19 protein-coding genes are annotated in these 19,201 nt (G+C 37.9%); 14 read left to right on the forward strand and 5 right to left on the reverse strand.

What is annotated here, in order from left to right; translation table 11 throughout:
• Positions 1-194 precede the first annotated feature (194 nt).
• Complete coding sequence (locus LJC66_RS04485; RefSeq protein WP_230931879.1) at positions 195-824, reverse strand: hypothetical protein; 630 nt, start codon at positions 822-824, stop codon at positions 195-197.
• Between the two features lie 53 nt (positions 825-877).
• The gene (locus LJC66_RS04490; protein WP_230931880.1) at positions 878-1,447 is read right to left on the reverse strand and encodes a YkoF family thiamine/hydroxymethylpyrimidine-binding protein; all 570 of its coding nucleotides are present in this window, start codon (positions 1,445-1,447) and stop codon (positions 878-880) included.
• Between the two features lie 522 nt (positions 1,448-1,969).
• On the opposite strand from LJC66_RS04490, the gene LJC66_RS04495 reads away from it, so the two are divergent.
• From LJC66_RS04495 to LJC66_RS04505, 3 genes are all read left to right on the forward strand, one after another.
• Positions 1,970-3,313, forward strand: a complete 1,344-nt coding sequence (locus tag LJC66_RS04495) for a 5'-deoxyadenosine deaminase (protein ID WP_230931881.1) — start codon at positions 1,970-1,972, stop codon at positions 3,311-3,313.
• A gap of 142 nt (positions 3,314-3,455) precedes the next feature.
• Positions 3,456-3,683, forward strand: coding sequence for a hypothetical protein (locus LJC66_RS04500; protein WP_195695229.1), 228 nt, complete (start codon positions 3,456-3,458; stop codon positions 3,681-3,683).
• 242 nt (positions 3,684-3,925) lie between these two features.
• On the forward strand, positions 3,926-5,251 hold the full coding sequence (locus tag LJC66_RS04505) for an NCS2 family permease (protein WP_028407655.1): 1,326 nt from the start codon (positions 3,926-3,928) through the stop codon (positions 5,249-5,251).
• Between the two features lie 74 nt (positions 5,252-5,325).
• Here LJC66_RS04505 and LJC66_RS04510 read toward each other — a convergent pair whose 3' ends face one another.
• Positions 5,326-5,877 (reverse strand): shikimate kinase, encoded by a 552-nt coding sequence (locus LJC66_RS04510; RefSeq protein WP_025749688.1) that lies wholly within the window; start codon positions 5,875-5,877, stop codon positions 5,326-5,328.
• Between the two features lie 117 nt (positions 5,878-5,994).
• A complete protein-coding gene (locus tag LJC66_RS04515) occupies positions 5,995-6,168 on the reverse strand; it encodes a YvzF family protein (RefSeq protein WP_116742250.1) in 174 nt (57 codons plus the stop codon).
• Positions 6,169-6,366: 198 nt separating this feature from the next.
• Between LJC66_RS04515 and treP the strand changes: the two genes are divergently transcribed.
• From treP to LJC66_RS04550, 7 genes are all read left to right on the forward strand, one after another.
• Complete coding sequence (gene treP, locus LJC66_RS04520; RefSeq protein ID WP_230931882.1) at positions 6,367-7,830, forward strand: PTS system trehalose-specific EIIBC component; 1,464 nt, start codon at positions 6,367-6,369, stop codon at positions 7,828-7,830.
• A 15-nt stretch (positions 7,831-7,845) separates the two neighbouring features.
• Entirely contained in the window at positions 7,846-9,531 is a 1,686-nt protein-coding gene (gene treC, locus LJC66_RS04525) for an alpha,alpha-phosphotrehalase (RefSeq protein ID WP_230931883.1), read from the forward strand.
• A gap of 88 nt (positions 9,532-9,619) precedes the next feature.
• Complete coding sequence (gene treR, locus LJC66_RS04530; RefSeq protein WP_042992290.1) at positions 9,620-10,336, forward strand: trehalose operon repressor; 717 nt, start codon at positions 9,620-9,622, stop codon at positions 10,334-10,336.
• 349 nt (positions 10,337-10,685) lie between these two features.
• Positions 10,686-11,408: a 5-oxoprolinase subunit PxpB gene (gene pxpB, locus LJC66_RS04535; protein ID WP_230931884.1), complete on the forward strand. Its 723-nt coding sequence runs from the start codon at positions 10,686-10,688 to the stop codon at positions 11,406-11,408.
• Positions 11,398-12,396, forward strand: a complete 999-nt coding sequence (locus LJC66_RS04540; protein ID WP_230931885.1) for a 5-oxoprolinase subunit C family protein — start codon at positions 11,398-11,400, stop codon at positions 12,394-12,396. Before pxpB ends, LJC66_RS04540 begins: the two co-directional genes overlap by 11 nt.
• A gap of 12 nt (positions 12,397-12,408) precedes the next feature.
• Entirely contained in the window at positions 12,409-13,164 is a 756-nt protein-coding gene (locus LJC66_RS04545; RefSeq protein ID WP_230931886.1) for a LamB/YcsF family protein, read from the forward strand.
• Between the two features lie 9 nt (positions 13,165-13,173).
• Positions 13,174-14,361, forward strand: coding sequence for an NRAMP family divalent metal transporter (locus LJC66_RS04550; RefSeq protein WP_230931887.1), 1,188 nt, complete (start codon positions 13,174-13,176; stop codon positions 14,359-14,361).
• A 42-nt stretch (positions 14,362-14,403) separates the two neighbouring features.
• On the opposite strand, the gene trhA is transcribed toward LJC66_RS04550, so the two are convergent.
• On the reverse strand, positions 14,404-15,054 hold the full coding sequence (gene trhA / locus LJC66_RS04555) for a PAQR family membrane homeostasis protein TrhA (protein ID WP_014461342.1): 651 nt from the start codon (positions 15,052-15,054) through the stop codon (positions 14,404-14,406).
• 382 nt (positions 15,055-15,436) lie between these two features.
• On the opposite strand from trhA, the gene LJC66_RS04560 reads away from it, so the two are divergent.
• The 4 genes from LJC66_RS04560 (at position 15,437) to LJC66_RS04575 (ending at position 18,917) form a co-directional block, all read left to right on the forward strand.
• Entirely contained in the window at positions 15,437-16,075 is a 639-nt protein-coding gene (locus LJC66_RS04560) for a DUF1643 domain-containing protein (RefSeq protein WP_223260294.1), read from the forward strand.
• A gap of 101 nt (positions 16,076-16,176) precedes the next feature.
• Positions 16,177-16,596: a hypothetical protein gene (locus LJC66_RS04565; RefSeq protein ID WP_230931888.1), complete on the forward strand. Its 420-nt coding sequence runs from the start codon at positions 16,177-16,179 to the stop codon at positions 16,594-16,596.
• A gap of 464 nt (positions 16,597-17,060) precedes the next feature.
• On the forward strand, positions 17,061-17,714 hold the full coding sequence (gene bluB, locus LJC66_RS04570) for a 5,6-dimethylbenzimidazole synthase (RefSeq protein ID WP_034269758.1): 654 nt from the start codon (positions 17,061-17,063) through the stop codon (positions 17,712-17,714).
• A 168-nt stretch (positions 17,715-17,882) separates the two neighbouring features.
• Entirely contained in the window at positions 17,883-18,917 is a 1,035-nt protein-coding gene (locus LJC66_RS04575) for an AI-2E family transporter (RefSeq protein WP_028412216.1), read from the forward strand.
• Positions 18,918-19,201 lie beyond the last annotated feature (284 nt).

The following is a 19,201-nucleotide window of genomic DNA, read 5'->3' on the forward strand; positions in this document are numbered from 1 at the left end:
TTAGACACTGTAAGTGGAGGTTTTAATTTTATGACAAGAATATAACGTTTAGATAAAAAACAGCAGGTAATTCCGCCTGCTGTTTTTATATGCTGTAAAATGATAAATAACCTACCAGAATTCCTAGTAAAAGTACTCCGGCCGTAATGCCAACAATCCACCACATCATTTTTTTCATCGTTTATTCCTCATTATCAATTGACTGTAGCTGTAGACCCGCCAGAAGCGCCAGAAGCCGTACCATAAGCGGTTTGTCTTTTGATTCCAGCATTTTTAGCTGCAACTTTCCACTGCCAGTCAATTCGCCCGTAGGCTCGATTATTTTGCACCCAAGATTTTGAGCTCTTTTTTGAAATAGACACAAGAGGGTTTACATTTTTTGTGACCACACCTCGTACACTTTTGACTGAAGTTACCGAGGAGCTTTTCGTGTAATAATCTACATACACCGTTAGCTTTGTTGTTGTAAATCCAGCCGCTTTATAAGAAGCCGTATAAGCTGCTGTTTTGAATAAAGGTGAAGCCGTTCTTGCTCCGTATGCTGCTGTACTTGCAGCTTCGACCGTGCCGCTAGTCTCTTCAATATCCATTTTTAACAGAGATGGATCCTTTAGTGATTGTACAACTTTTTGTTTTTGTTGACGCGACAGTTTTGAAAACTCATACAGTGAACTTTTATCACTTTGCGCTTTCAAGAACTGTGTGTAAGAAGCAATCGTTAAATGTGCAGGTTTTTCACTAGCCATAACAGAGTTTGGTACGATTAATAGACATAATAACGCACCTATCAGGAAAAAAGAAAAAAACGTTCTTTTTGTAGCCATATTTATATAAATCCTTTCTAGTATTCTATCTTTATAAATAGATAAGAAGTAATTTATCGTTTTGAAGAAGGACTGTGTGCTGACATATTAACTGTCATCACGACACGAGCTTGCTGTACAGATTTCATAAAACATTCGTATAGAGAAGCGAATACTTTGTCCACATCTCCTTCTAAAGCTGTTGCAAAAGGCACGGTTTCGGCAAATACTCCCTGTTGTTTAACTGCGCCAATTCCGCTTTTGATGATGTCTACATAATGCGGCGTATCTAATGGATACAAAGAGAATTGAGTGGATACAGGGAACGAAGCACAAAGCTGTTGGTTTGAAGACATGTTTTCTTTTTGTTTTATTTTTCTTTCTTCGAAATATTCTTCGTGCTGCCCTGTTGAAAACGTGGCATTCAGCACAATATGCTTTCCTGATTTTCCAGCACTTTTATAAACGGCTTGCACAACTTCAAATACGTCTTTTGCAGTTCCTTCAATAAACGTACTAACACGGTCCGTTTTTCGCTGAACTTTAGACATATCCACTTCGTTTAGTGCGCCTAAAATAATATCGATAAAGTTATCACTCATAACAGAAAGCGTAAAACGACAGCCAACATTTATTTTTTCCAAGTTAATCACCCCTAAAATATAGATTTGTAGTTTTTTAATCATACAAATCATAAAATAACTTTTCTGTTTTGTATAGAAACAGAAGATAGATTCTTTATTTTTAGGAAATATTACATAGAAGAAACGAAAATAAATTGCATAACATGAAAAATAAGGGTGTTAAGAAAAGTCACATAACGAAAAAGAATAAAAAAACAATGTTAGAACTTCTGACAAAAAGCTGGTATATAGACTGAAAACACCATATTATAAATACAAGATCACATTATTCTCCTGCGATTTCGTATAACCTCTTGAAAAAGGGACTTGGGATTTTATCATAAATCCAACCTCCTAGCTGTATAATCAGCTAGGAATTTTTTTTACCCAAACTCTCTATCGCGCATGAGGTTACCTACACTTATTCAACTCAGAGCATACATCATATATATATAAGATCAGTGTAAGAAAGATTGCTTGAAGATGTTAGTGTTCGGCTTGAGCTAGAAATAGATAGATGTTACGAAAGAGGGGAAAGAAGGTATGACGCACACATTAATTAAAAATGCAGAGATTATTACGATGAATGAGAAGAATGATATTATTTACGGTGACCTTTATATTGTTGGAAATCGTATTGCAGCCATCGGGAAAAACCTGCATCCGGAAAAGGTAGATAAAGTCATTGACGCAGCAAATAAAACGATTGTGCCGGGCTTTATACATACTCATATTCATTTATGTCAAACGCTTTTTAGAGGGCAAGCAGATGATTTAGAGCTGTTAGACTGGCTAAAGAAGAAAATATGGCCGCTTGAAGCTTCACATGATGAAGAATCTATCTATTATTCAGCCCTGTTAGGGATCGGCGAACTCATTCAAAGCGGGACTACAACAATTGTAGATATGGAAACTGTTCATCATACGGACTCTGCTTTTCAAGCTATATCTCAAAGTGGAATCCGAGCTCTTGCAGGAAAAGTAATGATGGATAAAAAAGGCGATGATCTGCCAAAAGCTCTGCAGGAGACAACGGCTGACTCGATCAAAGAAAGTGTAGAGCTGCTTGAAAAATGGCATAATTCAAATAACGGCCGTATTCGATACGCATTCTCCCCAAGATTTGTGCTGTCGTGTACGGAAGATTTGCTGCGTGAAGTAAGCCATTTATCAGATGCATATAATGTTCATGTACATACTCATGCTTCTGAGAATCAAGAAGAAATTCGCATCGTAGAAGCTGAAACGGGTATGAGAAATATCATGTACTTAGATCATTTAGGATTAGCCAATGAACGCCTTATTTTAGCGCACTGTGTGTGGCTAAATGATCAAGAAAAGCAAATTATTAAAAATCAAGGAGTAAAAGTTAGTCATTGCCCAGGCTCAAACTTAAAACTTGCATCGGGAATCGCAGATGTGCCCGGTTTATTAGAGCAAGGTGTATTTTTAAGTCTTGGGGCTGACGGTGCTCCTTGTAATAATAATTTGGATATGTTCAACGAAATGAGGCTGGCCGCTACGATTCATAAACCCTCGCACGGACCAACGGCCATGAATGCAAAGCACGTGCTAGAAATGGCTACAATCGGCGGAGCGAAAGCAGTCGGGCTTGAAAAAGAAATTGGAAGTTTAGAGGTCGGGAAAAAAGCAGATCTTGCTATTTTAAATTTAAATCAGCTTCATACCTTTCCGTCTTACGGCGTAGACCCCATTTCCAGAGTGGTGTATTCAGCAACGCGAGGAGATGTAGAACTAACGATGGTTGATGGAGAAATTGTGATGGAAAATCGAGTGTTAAAAACCATTGACCAAGGAATTGTGCTGAAAGAAGCAAATCATTCGATTGATCGTCTTTTAAAAAGAATTCCACTTTTGATTTCATAAGATGTAAAACAAAGAAGAGGCTGGAATAAAAGTATTTTAACAAAAGTAAAACTCGAATTAGTAATCAGAGTATTGATTACTAATTCGAGTTTTTTGTTGTCAAGGTGAACGTAGGTTTCATCTGGTTAGTTGCTTCTAGCTGTTGATTGGAGGACAAGGCGTAGACTCCTGCGGGAAAAGCGGAAGGGATGAGACCCCGCCTGCAGGAGCGCAAGCAACGAGGAGGCTCATCCCCCGCCCTCGAAAGCGAAGCCTTGCACGGATATCAACAGCGGTGTCACAAGCAGTCCAGATCATTTATCCAATTTGTTCGTCTTTAGATGGGATTGATTTAGTTATGTCTCAATCGCTTTTTTGTATAAATGAGTAAAAAGAGCACTCTTGCAACAGACTAAAAAGATAAGAGAAATAAATTTTCAAAATTCCAAACTAACGGAAGATAAAAATTTTTATAATGATAGCGTTTTCTACCTTTGCATATCTACAAATTAAGACTATAATAGGACAAAAGATTTTACTTTGCAACGTAAAATCCTCCTAAATCGTGTCTTTTTTAGGACATTTGAATAGGTAGGATTTTTTATTTTTTTTAGAAGTAGGGAGGCGCGCGTGTTGGAGCGTAACGGAATATTAGAGCGCTTGTTTAAACTATCAGAGCGCAACACAACACCAAAACAAGAAATACTAGCAGGACTTACAACTTTTATGACGGTCAGTTATATGGTAATTGTCAATCCCATTATCATGTCTGACGCGGGTATCCCCCGAGAAGCGGCTCTTGCAGCTACCATTTATGCCATTGTATTTAGTACGTTACTGATGGCCCTATGGGCAAATTTCCCGATTGTAACCGGTCCAGGGATGGGTTTAAATGCGTTTTTTACGTATTCAGTAGTATTAGGGCAAGGATTGTCATGGCAAACGGCACTTGGAGCAGTTTTTATATCCGGGGTCTTATTTTTTGTTTTAACGGTAACAGGAATACGCGGAAAGATTATTGATGCCATTCCGAACGTATTAAAGTCTTCCATAGCAGTTGGAATTGGTCTTTTTGTTGCGTTTATCGGTTTGAAAAACGCTGGATTAGTTGTGGCAAACGAGTCTACTTTTGTAGGGCTTGGAAATGTCATGGATAAAGGTCCCTTACTGGCTATTTTTGGGCTGATATTAGCAGCTGTACTGATGGCTAAAAATGTAAAAGGCGCTCTTATTATAAGTATTTTTGCTACGACAATATTAGCGATGATTGTAGGAGTACAAGCCGTTCCTCATTCCCTGAAAGACGTCTTTTCCGCTACGCCGCCAAGCGTTGGAGAAACATTTTTTCAAATGGATTTAAAGGGCGCAGTTGCCTACGGCATTTTTTCAGTTGTATTTTCTTTCACCATCGTAGAATTATTTGATACGCTAGCGACATTGATTGGACTATCTAAAAAAGCAAACTTAGTAGATAAAAACGGTAAAATTCCAGGTTTAAATCGCGCGCTTGCAGCGGATTCAATCGGTACAATGGCGAGTGCTATTTTTGGAAGCACTGCGTTAAATACGTATATTGAAAATGCAACAGGTATTGCAGAAGGAGGGCGTACCGGCTTAAAGGCATTAACGGTTGCCATCTTATTTATATTTACCTTGTTTTTTGCACCGCTCATTCAATTTATCCCAAGCGTTGCTACTGCTCCAGCACTCATTATTATTGGTTCGCTTATGCTAAGTGACATTCGAAACGTTAACTTCGACGACTTTACCGAAGTTGTTCCCGCTTTCTTAACAATTGTCATGATGCCGTTAACCTACAGCATTGCAGAAGGTTTAGCATTCGGCTTCATTTCATACACAGCGATTAAACTGTTTACAGGACGCCGTCGCGAAATTCATTGGATGATGTATGTAATCACCATTGCCTTTTTTATCAATTTTTATATGAGTTCGCATTAGGGATGAAAAAAGACGTAGCATTAAGCTACGTCTTTTTTTGTAAAGGCTTTTTAAGGGAACGAATTTTTATTTCATTAAGGTTGATAAATGTCCCAAGCTGTTTTTAATGAATCAACGATATAGTTAGCTACTTCTTCAATATCTAAATTATCAGTTTCAACTTTCGAATGGTGATTGGAATAGATAGCTTGACGATCGTAAAATAGCTTTTCAATATCTTCTAAGCTTCTTCCTTGTAAAACAGGGCGGCTATCAATAATTAAACTAATGCGTTCTTTCCAAGAATCCCAAGATAAATCTAAAAAGAATACGATGCAGTTAGATAAACAAATCTCTTGAATTTCTTCTTGTAAAAAAGCGCCTCCCCCTAAAGAAATGATTTTTAAACGCTGCTGTGAAAGTCGATTTATTACTTCTTTTTCTTTTTGTCTGAAGAAAGTTTCACCGTGCTCTTTAAAAATCTGAGAAGTAGGCATATTAAATTCTCTTTCGATTTCTTGATCTATATCAACAAAATCTCTATACAATTTTTTGGCAACCATTTCTCCAATAGTTGTTTTTCCTACCCCCATAAAGCCGATAAATACAATACTTTTCTCTCTAAGAGATATGTCGTTATATGCCATTTTTAAGCCTCTTTCTGATTTTTAAATACAAATCGGATGTTATAGTAAATACTGAAATTATAATATAAATCCTTTAGTTTGTAAAAGCTACTATTCTTCTCTGAAATAAATCGGAAATTATTTTTTAGGGTGCATTGAAAGATAAACACGAGTATCTTTTTTGCGCTCATATTTTGGATTAGCGCTTCGCGTATATTCTTTTGACTGATGTTCTATATGGTAGTTCTGTTCAAATTGTTTGATTGCTTCATTAATTTCTTCTTGTGTTCCCATTAATCTTACTTGCAGCATGTAACGTCTCCTTCCATATACTTTGCTTTTTGACTATATCATGAAATGAAAAAGAAGTAATTTTATTTTTGTTGACGAACCTGTATATACAGGTTAGAATAAAAACATAAAACTTGTATATACAGGTTTGCGGTGAGATTTATATGGGGGATAGGAAATACAGGAATAAAATGAAAGCGGAAACAAGGGGGAAAAGACATGAATCGAGAATCTGTTGAGCGCATTGTAGAAGCCGTTGGCGGAAAAGAAAATATCTCTGCTGCAACGCATTGTGTAACGCGTCTTCGACTTGTTTTAAAAGATGAAGGTAAAGTCAATCAACGTATGCTAGATGAGCACGAATTAGTAAAAGGATCTTTTTCTACAAACGGCCAGTTTCAAGTTGTTATTGGTCAAGGCACGGTGGATAAAGTATATAAAGAAATGGTGACGCTTACAGGTATAGGCGAACTATCTAAAGAAGAAGTGAAAAACGAAGCGGCTAAAAACTTAAATCCGCTGCAGCGCGCAATAAAAACATTAGCTGATATTTTCATTCCTATTTTACCGGCCATCGTAACCGCGGGTTTATTGATGGGAATCAATAATGTACTAACAGGAGCCGGAATTTTTTACGATGATAAATCAATCGTAGATGTTCATACACAGTGGAAAGACTTCGCAAGCATGATTAATTTAATTGCGAATACGGCTTTTGCCTTTTTGCCAGCTCTTATTGGGTGGTCAGCTGTTACGCGTTTTGGAGGAAGCCCTTTATTTGGAATTGTCCTTGGGCTCATGCTCGTACACCCTGATTTGCTAAATGCATGGTCTTACGGAGAAGCATTAAAAAAAGGAAGCATCGATACGTGGAATTTATTTGGCCTGCATGTTGAGAAAGTCGGCTATCAAGGACAGGTTTTACCTGTATTAGCTGCTTCATTCGTCTTGGCAAAAATCGAATTGTTTTTACGAAAACGAATACCGGATGGTTTTCAACTTTTGATTGTAGCGCCTGTAGCTCTTTTAGTCACAGGGTTTCTCGCTTTTATTGTGATTGGTCCAATTACATTTGCAATAGGAAATGTTATTACAGGTGCAGTTGTATGGCTGTTTAAAACGGCTCCATTTATTGGAGGGCTTGTGTACGGAGGCTTATATGCTCCTCTTGTTATTACAGGCATGCACCATACATTTTTAGCCGTAGATTTACAGCTGATTGGAAGCGTGGGAAGTACGTTTTTATGGCCAATGGTAGCATTATCGAATATTGCACAAGGCTCTGCGGCTTTTGCGATAATGATTCTTTCAAAAAATGATGAGAAATTAAAAGGATTGTCTTTAACGTCAGGGATTTCAGCGTGGCTTGGTATTACGGAGCCTGCAATGTTTGGTGTAAATCTACGCTTTAGATTTGCTTTTATTTCTGCAGTGATTGGTTCTGCTATTGCTGGTGTCGTCATATCCGTTGCGGGAGTAAAAGCAGCATCGGTGGGAATCGGTGGTATCCCTGCTCCGTTATCAATTGTTCCACAGAGCTGGTCAGCTTTTATTATTGGAATGATAATCGTAATCGTAGTGCCGTTTCTTTTAACGTTAACGCTTGGAAAGCTTCAGAAAAGATCAACTGTTACATCAACTGTCGCGGGTACAGACTCGTTTCAACATAATTCAAAGAATTAAATGGTGGTGTTAAAAATGCAAGAACCTTGGTGGAAAAAATCGGTTGTTTATCAAATTTATCCTAAAAGCTTTTACGATACGACCGGCAACGGCGTGGGTGATATAGCTGGGATTATTGAAAAGCTAGATTATTTGAAAAAGCTTGGCGTAGACGTAGTGTGGCTAACGCCAATTTATAAATCGCCGCAGCGGGATAATGGATATGATATAAGTGATTATTTTGTTATTCAAGAAGAATACGGAACAATGGAGGACTTCGATCGTTTAATAACAGAAGCGCATAAGCGGGATCTTAAAATCATCATGGATATTGTCGTTAATCATACGTCAACTGAACATGAATGGTTTCAAGAAGCTAAAAAATCGAAAGATAACCCGTACAGAGATTTTTATATTTGGAAAGATCAAAAAGAAGATGGAAGTGCTCCGACGAATTGGGTTTCAAAATTTGGAGGTTCGGCGTGGGAGCATGATAAGCTGACAGAACAATCGTATCTGCATTTGTTTGATGTCACGCAAGCGGATTTGAACTGGGAAAATGAGCGTGTGCGCCGCAGCGTATACGATATGATGACGTTTTGGTTTGAAAAAGGAGTAGATGGATTTCGTCTGGACGTTATTAACTTAATTTCAAAAGATCAGCGCTTTTTAGATGATGATGGTTCTATCGCGCCAGGAGATGGACGGAAATTTTATACCGACGGTCCTCGCGTTCACGAATATATGCGAGAAATGAATCAAGAAGTTTTTTCAAAATACGATAGCATGACCGTTGGGGAAATGTCGTCGACAACTGTTGACCACTGTATTCAATATTCTCATCCGGACCGGGGCGAGCTTAGCATGACGTTTAATTTTCATCATTTGAAAGTCGATTACCCAAACGGAGAAAAGTGGGCGCTAGCAGATTTTGATTTTATTAAATTAAAAGAGATTTTATCAACTTGGCAAACCGAAATGAATAAAGGAGGGGGCTGGAATGCACTATTTTGGTGCAACCATGATCAGCCTCGCGTTGTTTCACGCTATGGAAACGATGAACTCTATCATAATAAATCTGCTAAAATGCTCGCTGCAACAATTCATCTGATGCAGGGAACACCTTATATTTATCAAGGGGAAGAAATAGGTATGACAAACCCGAAATTTTCCTCTATTGATGAATATAGAGATGTGGAGTCATTAAATGTGTATGAGATAAAACGTGCACAAGGAATGGACGAAACTGAAATTTTGGAGATTTTAAAACATAAATCAAGAGACAATTCCCGTACACCGGTGCAATGGAGCGATGAGCCAAGTGCAGGTTTTACAAAAGGAAAGCCGTGGATTAATCCGGCTGATAACTACCGTGAAATTAATGTGGAAAAAGCACTAGATGATAAAGATTCGATTTTTTACTTTTATCAAAAGCTTATTGCACTACGCAAGCAGTACGAGATTATCACCTATGGAAACTATGAATTGATTCTTGGAGAAGACGAGCAGATTTTCGCTTATATCCGAAATGGAGCAGACGAAAAGCTGCTCGTGATAAATAATTTCTACGGCAGCGAGACGATTTTTGAACTGCCAGAAGATATAACTTTTGAAGGATATCATAGTGAAATATTGCTGTCTAACTACGAAGATTCATCAAAGGAATTCAAGCGAGTCTTACTTCGGCCGTATGAATCAATCGTGTATCATTTAAAAAAATAGAGAAAAAAGTAAAAAGAACGATGGGTGACAATCTATCGTTCTTTTTATACAATTGGGTATATATAGAAAGTAAAATAGGTGATGGCAATTGAAAGAAAATAAATTTATCAGCATTTACGAACAGTTAGTCGATAAAATTAAACGTGGTGACTGGCGTCCTAATACAAAACTTCCTTCTGAAAATGAGCTTGTTGAACAGTATCAAACGTCTCGTGAAACGATACGGAAAGCGTTAAATTTACTTTCACAAAATGGATACATTCAAAAAATGAAAGGAAAAGGTTCTTTTGTATTAGACGTATCACGCTTTGATTTTCCAGTATCAGGACTTGTTAGCTTCAAAGAAGTGGCGGAAAAGCTAGGACATACATCGACTACTATTGTAGAAGAATTTGAATTAGTCAAGGCCGATCAAGATCTGTGCACACAGCTTGGGGTGACAAAAAAAGATCTCATATGGAAAGTAATTCGAGCACGTGAAATCGATGGAGAAAAAATTATTTTAGATAAAGATTTTTTTCATAAAAAGTATGTTCCTCACCTCACAAAAGACATATGTAAAGGCTCTATTTATGAATACTTAGAAAAAGATCTTGGGCTAAAAATCAGCTTTGCTAAAAAAGAAATTTCCGTTGACGAGCTGACGGACGAAGATAAATGTTACTTAGATTTGAAAGACTATGAACATATTGTGGTAGTAAGAAACTATGTGTATCTAGAAGATGCAAGCCTTTTTCAATATACGGAATCACGTCATCGTCTTGATAAATTCCGTTTTGTAGATTTTGCTCGCAGAGGTGTATAATGTTCTACTCCCTATGAATGTATAGATACTTACACAAAAAACTGCTTTGGTATAGGAAACAAAGCAGTTTTTTTATGTGAAAAATTGAAAAAGCATCATCCTTTTGACGATAAAATTTTAAAAAGGTTGAATTTTTCTTTAGAATTTGTTTTAGTAGAACATAAGATTATTTTATATTTGTATAATGTTATTCATACAGAATAGGGGTTTAGTGTTCTTTTTTTTATTAGATATATAAGAAATTGTTATTTGAAAATGATAATTTCATTAGTAATTCTAATAAAGGTATTTATCTACAGCATTAAAGAGAGCTGCTCAAACAATACTAAGTAAAAAAGGAGGAGACGGAATGAGTAACGATTATCGACTTTATCCTCTTGGTGACAGCGGCATTGTCGTTTCATTTGGAGACGAAATTAATTTTGGCATACATAAACGCATTCAGCAGTTTACTCAGGTACTAGAGCAATCATTATGTAAGGGAATGATTGAATATGTGCCGGCTTTTACAACAGTTACAATCTATTATGATCCTTGGATAATGAGTGAAAAAGGAAGAAGAAATCCTTACACAGCAATATCTACATATATTGAAGAACTGCTTTCCCATCAGGAAGAAAAATCTGAAGCGGTCGCTAGACAAATTGACATTCCGGTGTGCTACGGAGGAAAGTACGGACCGGATTTAGAGAAAGTAGCTGCTTTTCATTCCTTAACGCCTGATGAAGTTATCTCCATTCATACGAGTGGAGAATATTTGGTGTATATGATAGGTTTTGCTCCTGGTTTTCCTTACTTGGGAGGGATGAGCGAAGAAATTGCGACTCCAAGAAAAGAATCACCGAGAAGCAGCATACCAAAAGGGTCAGTTGGCATTGCAGGAATGCAAACCGGCGTGTACCCAATTGAGACACCTGGAGGATGGCAGTTAATCGGGCGTACTCCTCTTACACTATTTAACCCAAAAAAAGATTCGCCAAGCTTGCTTCAAGCAGGTGATCGTATCCGATTTGTTTCCATTTCTGAAACGGAATATGAAGCCCAAAAGGAGGTGGATGAAGATGAGTATTAAAGTGATACGTCCCGGTTTATTAACAACGATTCAAGATATCGGCAGACATGGATATCAAAAGGACGGCATGATTGTCAGCGGGGCAATGGACAAAGTTGCTTTAAGGATTGCTAACTTATTAGTAGGAAATCAAGAAAATCAGCCGGTTATTGAAATTACGTTAATGGGACCAAAAATTGAATTTCAGCAAGATGCTTTGATTGCCCTGACAGGAGGGGATTTATCGCCAACTGTTAATGGTGAAGCTGTAAAGATGTGGCGGCCTTTATATGTGAAAAAAGGGAGCGTGCTGCAGTTTGGTGTTCCGACTTTAGGGTGCCGTTCTTATTTATCGGTTTCCGGTGCTTTTAATGTTCCAGCAGTTATGGGAAGTACATCTACTTCACTTCGCGCTCGGATAGGCGGGCTGCATGGTAAAGCATTACAGTCAGGAGACGAAGTATTAAGCCATCCTCCTACAGAAACAGGGGAAGCAATTATAAAAAAACTGGTGAAAAAGCAAACGGACCGCTCTTTTCAGCAGGCTTTTTGGACGATTCATCCTAAACTTATTCCTTCATACGAGACGCCTATTATCCGCACGATGAAGGGTGCGGAATTTGATTGGTTTACAAAAGAAAGTCAACAGCATTTCTTTAATCAAGAATTTGACGTTACCCCTCAATCTGACCGCATGGGCTATAGGCTAAAAGGGAAGAAACTAGTCCTTGGTCAAGAAAAAGAGCTGCTCTCTAGCGCTGTGACGTTCGGTACGATTCAAGTACCAAAAGAAGGACAGCCCATTGTTTTATTAGCAGATCATCAAACCACAGGAGGATATCCTAGAATCGGACAGGTAGCAACTGCAGATTTTTCAGCGCTTGCGCAAATTTCTCCAGGGAAAAAGGTTTCTTTTCAAGTAATTTCACTGGATGAAGCGCAGCATTTATATATGGAGCAGGAAAAGAAAATAAATCATATTAAAAGAGCACTTCGAATGAAAATATAAGGAGAGAAGAAGATGGCTACTGTTGATTTGAACTGTGACTTAGGAGAGAGCTTTGGGAACTATAGATTAGGAAATGATAAAGAAATTTTACGCTATGTAACGTCAGCAAATATTGCCTGCGGCTTTCATGCCGGAGATCCTTCGGTTATGAGAGAAACAGTAAAGCTGGCTTTGAGTGAAAATGTGGCGATTGGCGCGCACCCCGGATTGCAAGATTTAGCTGGATTTGGACGTAGATATATGAAAATTACGCCTCGAGAAGCTTATGATTTAATGGTGTATCAAATGGGGGCTCTTTCAGCTTTTATATGTGCAGAAGGAGGGACCCTTCATCATGTGAAACCTCATGGTGCTTTATATAATATGGCTGCAGGGAATCGAGACATAGCTAAAGCTATTGCTGAGGCTGTTTATAATGTTGGTGAGGAAGCTATTCTATATGGTTTGGCTGGAAGTGAATTGATTAAAGCTGGAAACGAAATGGGATTGCGTACGTTTCAGGAAGTATTTGCAGATCGAACCTATCAACAGAACGGCATGCTGACGCCGAGAAACGTTGAAAACGCCGTGATTCAAGATGAAGAAACGGCTATTTCTCAAGTAATTAAAATGGTCAAAGAAAAGAAAGTATTTACTGTGCAAAATGAAGAGATTTCCATTCAAGCAGATACCGTTTGTATTCATGGAGACGGTGCACATGCTGTTGAATTTGCCAAAGCTATTTGTGACAAGCTAACAGAAGAACAAATTATTATTCAACCACAATGAGGTGACATCATGAAAAAAGAACGCAACTGGAGCGTGCTGCTCGGCGCAGCATTTTTAATGGCTACTTCAGCAGTGGGTCCGGGTTTTTTAACTCAAACAACGGTCTTTACACAAGCTCTCGCCGCAAGTTTTGGTTTTGTCATTTTACTGTCGATTTTATTAGACATTGGCGTTCAGCTAAACGTATGGCGTATTATTGCCGTTTCAGAAAAAAGAGCACAGGATATCGCTAACACTGTTTTGCCAGGTCTCGGCTTATTTATTGCTATTCTAATTGTAATTGGAGGCTTAGCATTTAATATTGGAAACGTAGGAGGAGCGGGTCTTGGCTTTAATGCGCTATTTGGTATTTCTCCTAAAGCGGGTGCAGTCATTACAGCCATCATTTCTATCGCAATCTTTTTAGTCAAAGAAGCCGGAAAATTAATGGATCGTTTTGCTCAATTAATGGGCGGAATATTAATTGTTTTAATGGTGTATGTTGCAGTTTCTTCCGCTCCTCCATTAGGAGAAGCAGTATCTAAAACATTTTGGCCGGATCACATTGACGTAATGGCGATTGTTACTCTTGTAGGAGGAACAGTAGGAGGATATATTACATTTGCAGGAGGTCACCGTTTATTAGATGCAGGAATCAAAGGAAAAGCCGCGATTCCTGAAGTAACAAGAGGAGCAGTATCCGGTATTACCATTGCTTCGATCATTCGAATTTTTCTATTTTTAGCGACATTAGGTGTGTTGAGTCAAGGGTTAAAACTGAATCCTGATAATCCACCTGCCTCTGTTTTTCAGTTAGCCGCAGGAGATATTGGCTATAAATTATTCGGTGTCGTCATGGCAGCAGCGGCTATCACTTCAGTTATTGGTTCGGCATATACATCGGTTTCCTTTATTAAATCCTTCAGTAAAAGGATTGAGAAATATGAAAACTGGATTATCATTGCATTTATTACAATTTCAACCCTGGTTTTCTTAACGATTGGTCAGCCGGTCACGCTGCTCATCTTAGCTGGAGCATTAAATGGGTTAATCTTACCTATTACACTCGGTACAATGCTTATTGCGGCGTATAAAAAGAAGATAGTAGGCGATTACAAGCATCCGACTTGGCTTACCGTTTTTGGCGGTTTTGTGGTCGTTATTATGGCTGTGCTAGGAGTCTATACGCTTGTGACTCAAATGGCAAAACTGTGGTAAGGAATTCTATAACCAATTAAAAAAGGGCCTTCTGGCCCTTTTTTAATTGGTTATAGGCAATACATATAAAATGATTGCTAAAAAGTGGAGTACGGTTCCGCCAAGAACAAACATATGCCAAATCATATGATGAAAACGAAATCCTCGCCATACGTAAAAAACGGCCCCGATTGTATACAATACGCCTCCAACTACGAGAAGGACAATTCCTTGATGGGCAATGTTTTGAGTTAACGAATCCCAAGCAAATACAATCATCCATCCCATAAATACGTAAAGAATAGTGGAAATAAAAAGGAATTTCTTCACAAAAAAAGCTTTGAATACAATTCCTGCAAGAGCGATGCCCCATACAATTCCAAAAAGTGTCCAGCCGGTGGTTCCTTTAACTGCGATAAATAAAAATGGCGTGTACGTCCCGGCAATGAACAAATAAATAGAAGAGTGGTCAAATATCTCAAAAAGATCTTTTACCTTACCTTCCGGAAAACTATGGACAAGCGTAGAGGAGACATAGAGAAGCAGCATGGTTACCCCGTAAATAGTAAAACTGATAACATGCCAAGGCGTTCCTTCTAACGAAGAAAGTACGATTAAAAGCGTTAATCCAACAATGCTGAGTACGGCTCCAATGCCGTGTGTAATCGCATTTGCAATTTCTTCTCCTCTTGTAAATGTGTGTGTAGTAGCCATTTACAAAATCCTTTCTTTACACAAATTTATCTTCTATTTTCTCAGAGGATCAGTTTTGAACATACCTGCTGAGAAAAAATCCGTGACTGTCAAAAACATGAGTGAAAAGTTCATTGGTTATTTCTTTATTATAGACCATTCTTTTGATTTTATCTATTTTGACTGGAGGTTCGAAAAGAGGAGAGATGTATATGTGAATGTTCACTAGCTGTAAAAAGCATGTATAGAAGAAAAAAATGCTTTTTGAAAAAATGGCTGAAAAGTTGTCATGAAGGCATGATTTTGAAATACATATAAAATAAAACTTTTAACAGTCATGGTTACGATTACTGCTTAGCTCATTTGCAATAGATAAGTAACAAGATTGTAAGAAGGCAGGGGGATGGAAGCAGTGAAAAAAGAAGTTATTTTTGATGAAACAGGCACATACAAATACTCTCTATTATGCAAATGGAGTGAAGTGAACGAACGTAAACTTACGTTTGTCTTGTCATTTCCAGAAAATACGTATGAATACAGCGACGATACAGCTATATCCAAATGTATAGAACTGGCGCAAAAGTGGGGATTTGGAGTCTTAGAAATCGTTTATTTATTCAGCTATCAAACCGATCATGTTTCGTTTTTACGCATGCTTTCAAAGGAAGAAGCTGTTGGAACAAGAACAGGTGAGTATATTCAAAAAGCAGTGGAAGATGCTGAACTGGTTGTGGTAGCTTGGGGTGATCATGGAAGCATTTATAACCGGCAAGAGGAAGTAGAACGCTTTTTGAAACACAAGCCGGTATACTGTTTTGGAAAAACGAAGCAGCAATTCCCTCGCCATATTTTATCCGTCGTGCACCGTACAGAATTACAGAAATACGAAGTGCCGGCTAATCGTGAAGAGTCAGAAGAAGTTTCTTCGTTTATTGAAGACATAGATCAAAGTTTTGGTGGAGAGGATTATTCTCCAATTAAACAACTAACAGAAGAAGAACCGCTTATGTTTATTGAAGACATTGCCAGTATGTATCGATAAAAAGAAGAAGCGAGGTTTAGATTCCTCGCTTTTTCGTTAGTATAAAACACCAAGTTTTGTCATATGGTTGTATCAAGAAGCGTGTGTGAAGGGGGAACTTTATGAAGTTGTATGAAGTGTTGCACCGCATCACAACTATTTATAATGAGCTAGAAGAAGAGTGCTTTCAATATATAGGGGCTGTGATCAACGAAAATGCAGAGCTGGATATTTCTCGTCTAGAAGAATTAAGTACGCTGTTAAACTTCGTATATGAATGCTCGCAGGATGTATTAGTAGGTTCCATTTTAACAAAATTGGATTATGGACAACCCATTTATCAATTTGCTATGTTAAAGCCTATTTCCCTTGAAGGAAATGAAGATAAGTTAGATATTTTATATGAAGAAAAGGTGAAAGTAGAAAGAGCTATTCTAGATGTGTATACAGCTCAGCGAAAGAAGTTATTGACTCAAGCAGCTGAAGACTTAAAAGAACTGCACTACGAGCTGCAGACCTATGTGTATGCTTGCAACATATAAGTGAATCTGTTGAAATGGCAGGGCATATATACAAATAAAAGGGAACATGTTAGGATAAGTAAAAAGAACTCCTAATCAAAGAGTTCTTTTTATTGTAAAATATATGATTTTGAACTAGTAAAGCATAAAGACGGTGGTAATGGCAGTTACCCTTTTCTTTGTGCTTTTTTTATCCGATCGTGTTGATGATGCTGCTTACTGCGTTAAAAAAGTTCATAAGTACCTCGTTTAGCATGTAATATGCCTCCTCTCTTACTAAATATGTACAATCAAATTATCCAATTGTGTTAATGATGCTGCTTACCGCGTTAAATAAGTTCATTAAAACGTCGTTGAACATGTTTGCAACCTCCTTTATGATAGATTCATATAGTAATACGAGAAAACATAAAGTTTGGATCACATTTTTTAAATGGTTTTTTAGAAAAATAGTTAAAAAGAAAGTTTAATGGAGGTTGAAGAAGATGAACTCGTTTACAAACGACGAAAAGCAAGCGGTATATAAAGCGATTTACGGAAGAAGAGATGTACGAACATTTTTGTCTGATGAGATTCCGAATGAAACCGTTTATAACATTCTACAGGCTGCTCACAGCGGACCTTCTGTCGGGTTTATGCAGCCTTGGAATTTTATATTAGTATCTGATACAGAAGTGAAAAATAAACTTGCCTGGGCAGCAGATAAAGAGAGAAGAGCACTGGCTATTCATTATGAAGGTGAAAAGAAAGAAGATTTTTTAGAGCTAAAGATTCAAGGGTTAAAAGAAGCGCCGTTAACTATTTGCGTAACGTGTGATCCAACAAGAGGAGGCTCTCATGTTCTCGGAAGAAACTCAATTCCAGAAACCGATATGATGTCAACTGCATGTGCGATTCAAAATATGTGGCTTGCTTCATATGCAGAAGGACTGGCCATGGGGTGGGTAAGTTTTTATAAGAAAAATGATGTACGTGACATTTTACATATTCCTCCTCATATTGATCCTGTAGCGCTCATGTCAATTGGCTATACAGATAAATACCCTGAGAAACCAATCTTAGAACAAGCTAACTGGGAAAAAAGAAGGGATTTAGACAAGCTAATTTATCATAATATATGGGAAAATGAAAAAGAATAGCGGAGAGAAAATAAAGACATACTAAAAAGCGCCGAAATATAGTAAAATTTGAATATTAAATGATACACTATATATAGCGAAAGCGGATATGAGCGTCTAGCGTATCCGTTTTATTTATATGTATACAAATGACTTGGGAAAAAGAGAGATAGGAGAATTGAAGGTTTCATGAATATTGCAAGAAGTTGGCTTCACAACAAACTTACTGTTCGCATCATTACGCTTATTATCATTACCGTTTTACTTGTCAGCATTAGAAGTATGCTTCAGCTGCTGTTATTTACGTTTATTTTCACCTTTTTAATTGGTCGTCTTCAACAAACGTTAAGAAGAAAGCTTCCGCTTAATTCAACGCTTATACTCATCGTCATCTATATCGCACTGATTGGGGCGCTCGGTATTGTAGGATATGTATATATCCCGGTTATTATGACGCAAGTTACTGAGCTTGTACAGAAGCTGATGTATTTTTACAAACACCCCCCTGATAATACATTTGTCACCTATATTATCGATAATCTAAAGAGATTCAAATCACCGGAGAATATTCAGCAGAATATTGATTTAGTATACAGCTATTTATCTAATATTGGAAAAGTAAGTGCACAAGTTTTCTTAGCACTCTTATTGAGCCTATTCTTTTTACTTGAAAAGTCGCGGATTCACCGATTGTTTGTCCAATTGGAACAATCTAGGCTGGGCTGGTTTTTCAAAGAAGCTGGCTATTTGGGGAGAAAGTTTGTTAATTCCTTCGGCAAGGTAATAGAAGTTCAGTTTATTATTGCTTTTGTGAACAGCATTTTATCCGTTATTGCGCTGTGGGTGTTAGGGTTTCCTAATTTGCTTGCACTTGGCGTTATGGTCTTCCTACTAGGGCTAGTGCCGGTTCTTGGGGTATTTGTTTCACTCATTCCACTTTGTACAATCGCTTACAGTTTAGGAGGCGGTGTAAAAGTACTATCTGTGTTAATTATGGTGGTAGTACTTCACGCACTTGAAAGCTATGTATTAAATCCAAAGCTCATGTCATCTAAAACAAACTTGCCAACGTTCATTACGTTTATCATTTTAGTGTTTGGTGAACACTTCTTGGGCGTATGGGGGCTAATTCTTGGTATTCCTATTTTTATTTTCTTTTTAGATTTGGTAGGAGTAGATTCAGCACAGCAACTGTCAAAAAAAGAAGAGACTGGGACAAAATGATTTTAGACGAGGTGAAAAACGAACCATTAATCAAGATGTTTGATTAGTGGTTCGTTTCTTTTTTGCTATGGTGAACGGAGGTTTCATCTGTTTTCGTTCCTTCTAGCAGTTGATTGGAAGGCACGGCAAAGACTCCTGCGGGAAAAGCGGAACAGGTGAGACCCCGCAGGAGCGTAGGCGACGAGGAGGCTCAGCGGCCGCCCGCGGAAAGCGATGCCTTGCATGGAAATCAACTGCGGTGTCACAAGCGGTTCAGCTCATGTTATCCTATTTGTTCGTCTTTA

Origin of the sequence: Priestia sp. TSO9 (assembly GCF_021029645.1) — a bacterium.
GTDB lineage: Bacteria > Bacillota > Bacilli > Bacillales > Bacillaceae_H > Priestia > Priestia megaterium_E.

Coding starts and splice junctions, on each gene's coding strand:
- LJC66_RS04485 (WP_230931879.1), bottom strand. CDS start 824: ATGGCTACAAAAAGAACGTTTTTTTCTTTTTTCCTGATAGGTGCGTTA.
- LJC66_RS04495 (WP_230931881.1), top strand. CDS start 1,970: ATGACGCACACATTAATTAAAAATGCAGAGATTATTACGATGAATGAG.
- LJC66_RS04510 (WP_025749688.1), bottom strand. CDS start 5,877: ATGGCATATAACGACATATCTCTTAGAGAGAAAAGTATTGTATTTATC.
- LJC66_RS04515 (WP_116742250.1), bottom strand. CDS start 6,168: ATGCTGCAAGTAAGATTAATGGGAACACAAGAAGAAATTAATGAAGCA.
- treP (WP_230931882.1), top strand. CDS start 6,367: ATGAATCGAGAATCTGTTGAGCGCATTGTAGAAGCCGTTGGCGGAAAA.
- treC (WP_230931883.1), top strand. CDS start 7,846: ATGCAAGAACCTTGGTGGAAAAAATCGGTTGTTTATCAAATTTATCCT.
- pxpB (WP_230931884.1), top strand. CDS start 10,686: ATGAGTAACGATTATCGACTTTATCCTCTTGGTGACAGCGGCATTGTC.
- LJC66_RS04540 (WP_230931885.1), top strand. CDS start 11,398: ATGAGTATTAAAGTGATACGTCCCGGTTTATTAACAACGATTCAAGAT.
- LJC66_RS04545 (WP_230931886.1), top strand. CDS start 12,409: ATGGCTACTGTTGATTTGAACTGTGACTTAGGAGAGAGCTTTGGGAAC.
- LJC66_RS04550 (WP_230931887.1), top strand. CDS start 13,174: ATGAAAAAAGAACGCAACTGGAGCGTGCTGCTCGGCGCAGCATTTTTA.
- trhA (WP_014461342.1), bottom strand. CDS start 15,054: ATGGCTACTACACACACATTTACAAGAGGAGAAGAAATTGCAAATGCG.
- LJC66_RS04560 (WP_223260294.1), top strand. CDS start 15,437: ATGGAAGCAGTGAAAAAAGAAGTTATTTTTGATGAAACAGGCACATAC.
- LJC66_RS04565 (WP_230931888.1), top strand. CDS start 16,177: ATGAAGTTGTATGAAGTGTTGCACCGCATCACAACTATTTATAATGAG.
- bluB (WP_034269758.1), top strand. CDS start 17,061: ATGAACTCGTTTACAAACGACGAAAAGCAAGCGGTATATAAAGCGATT.
- LJC66_RS04575 (WP_028412216.1), top strand. CDS start 17,883: ATGAATATTGCAAGAAGTTGGCTTCACAACAAACTTACTGTTCGCATC.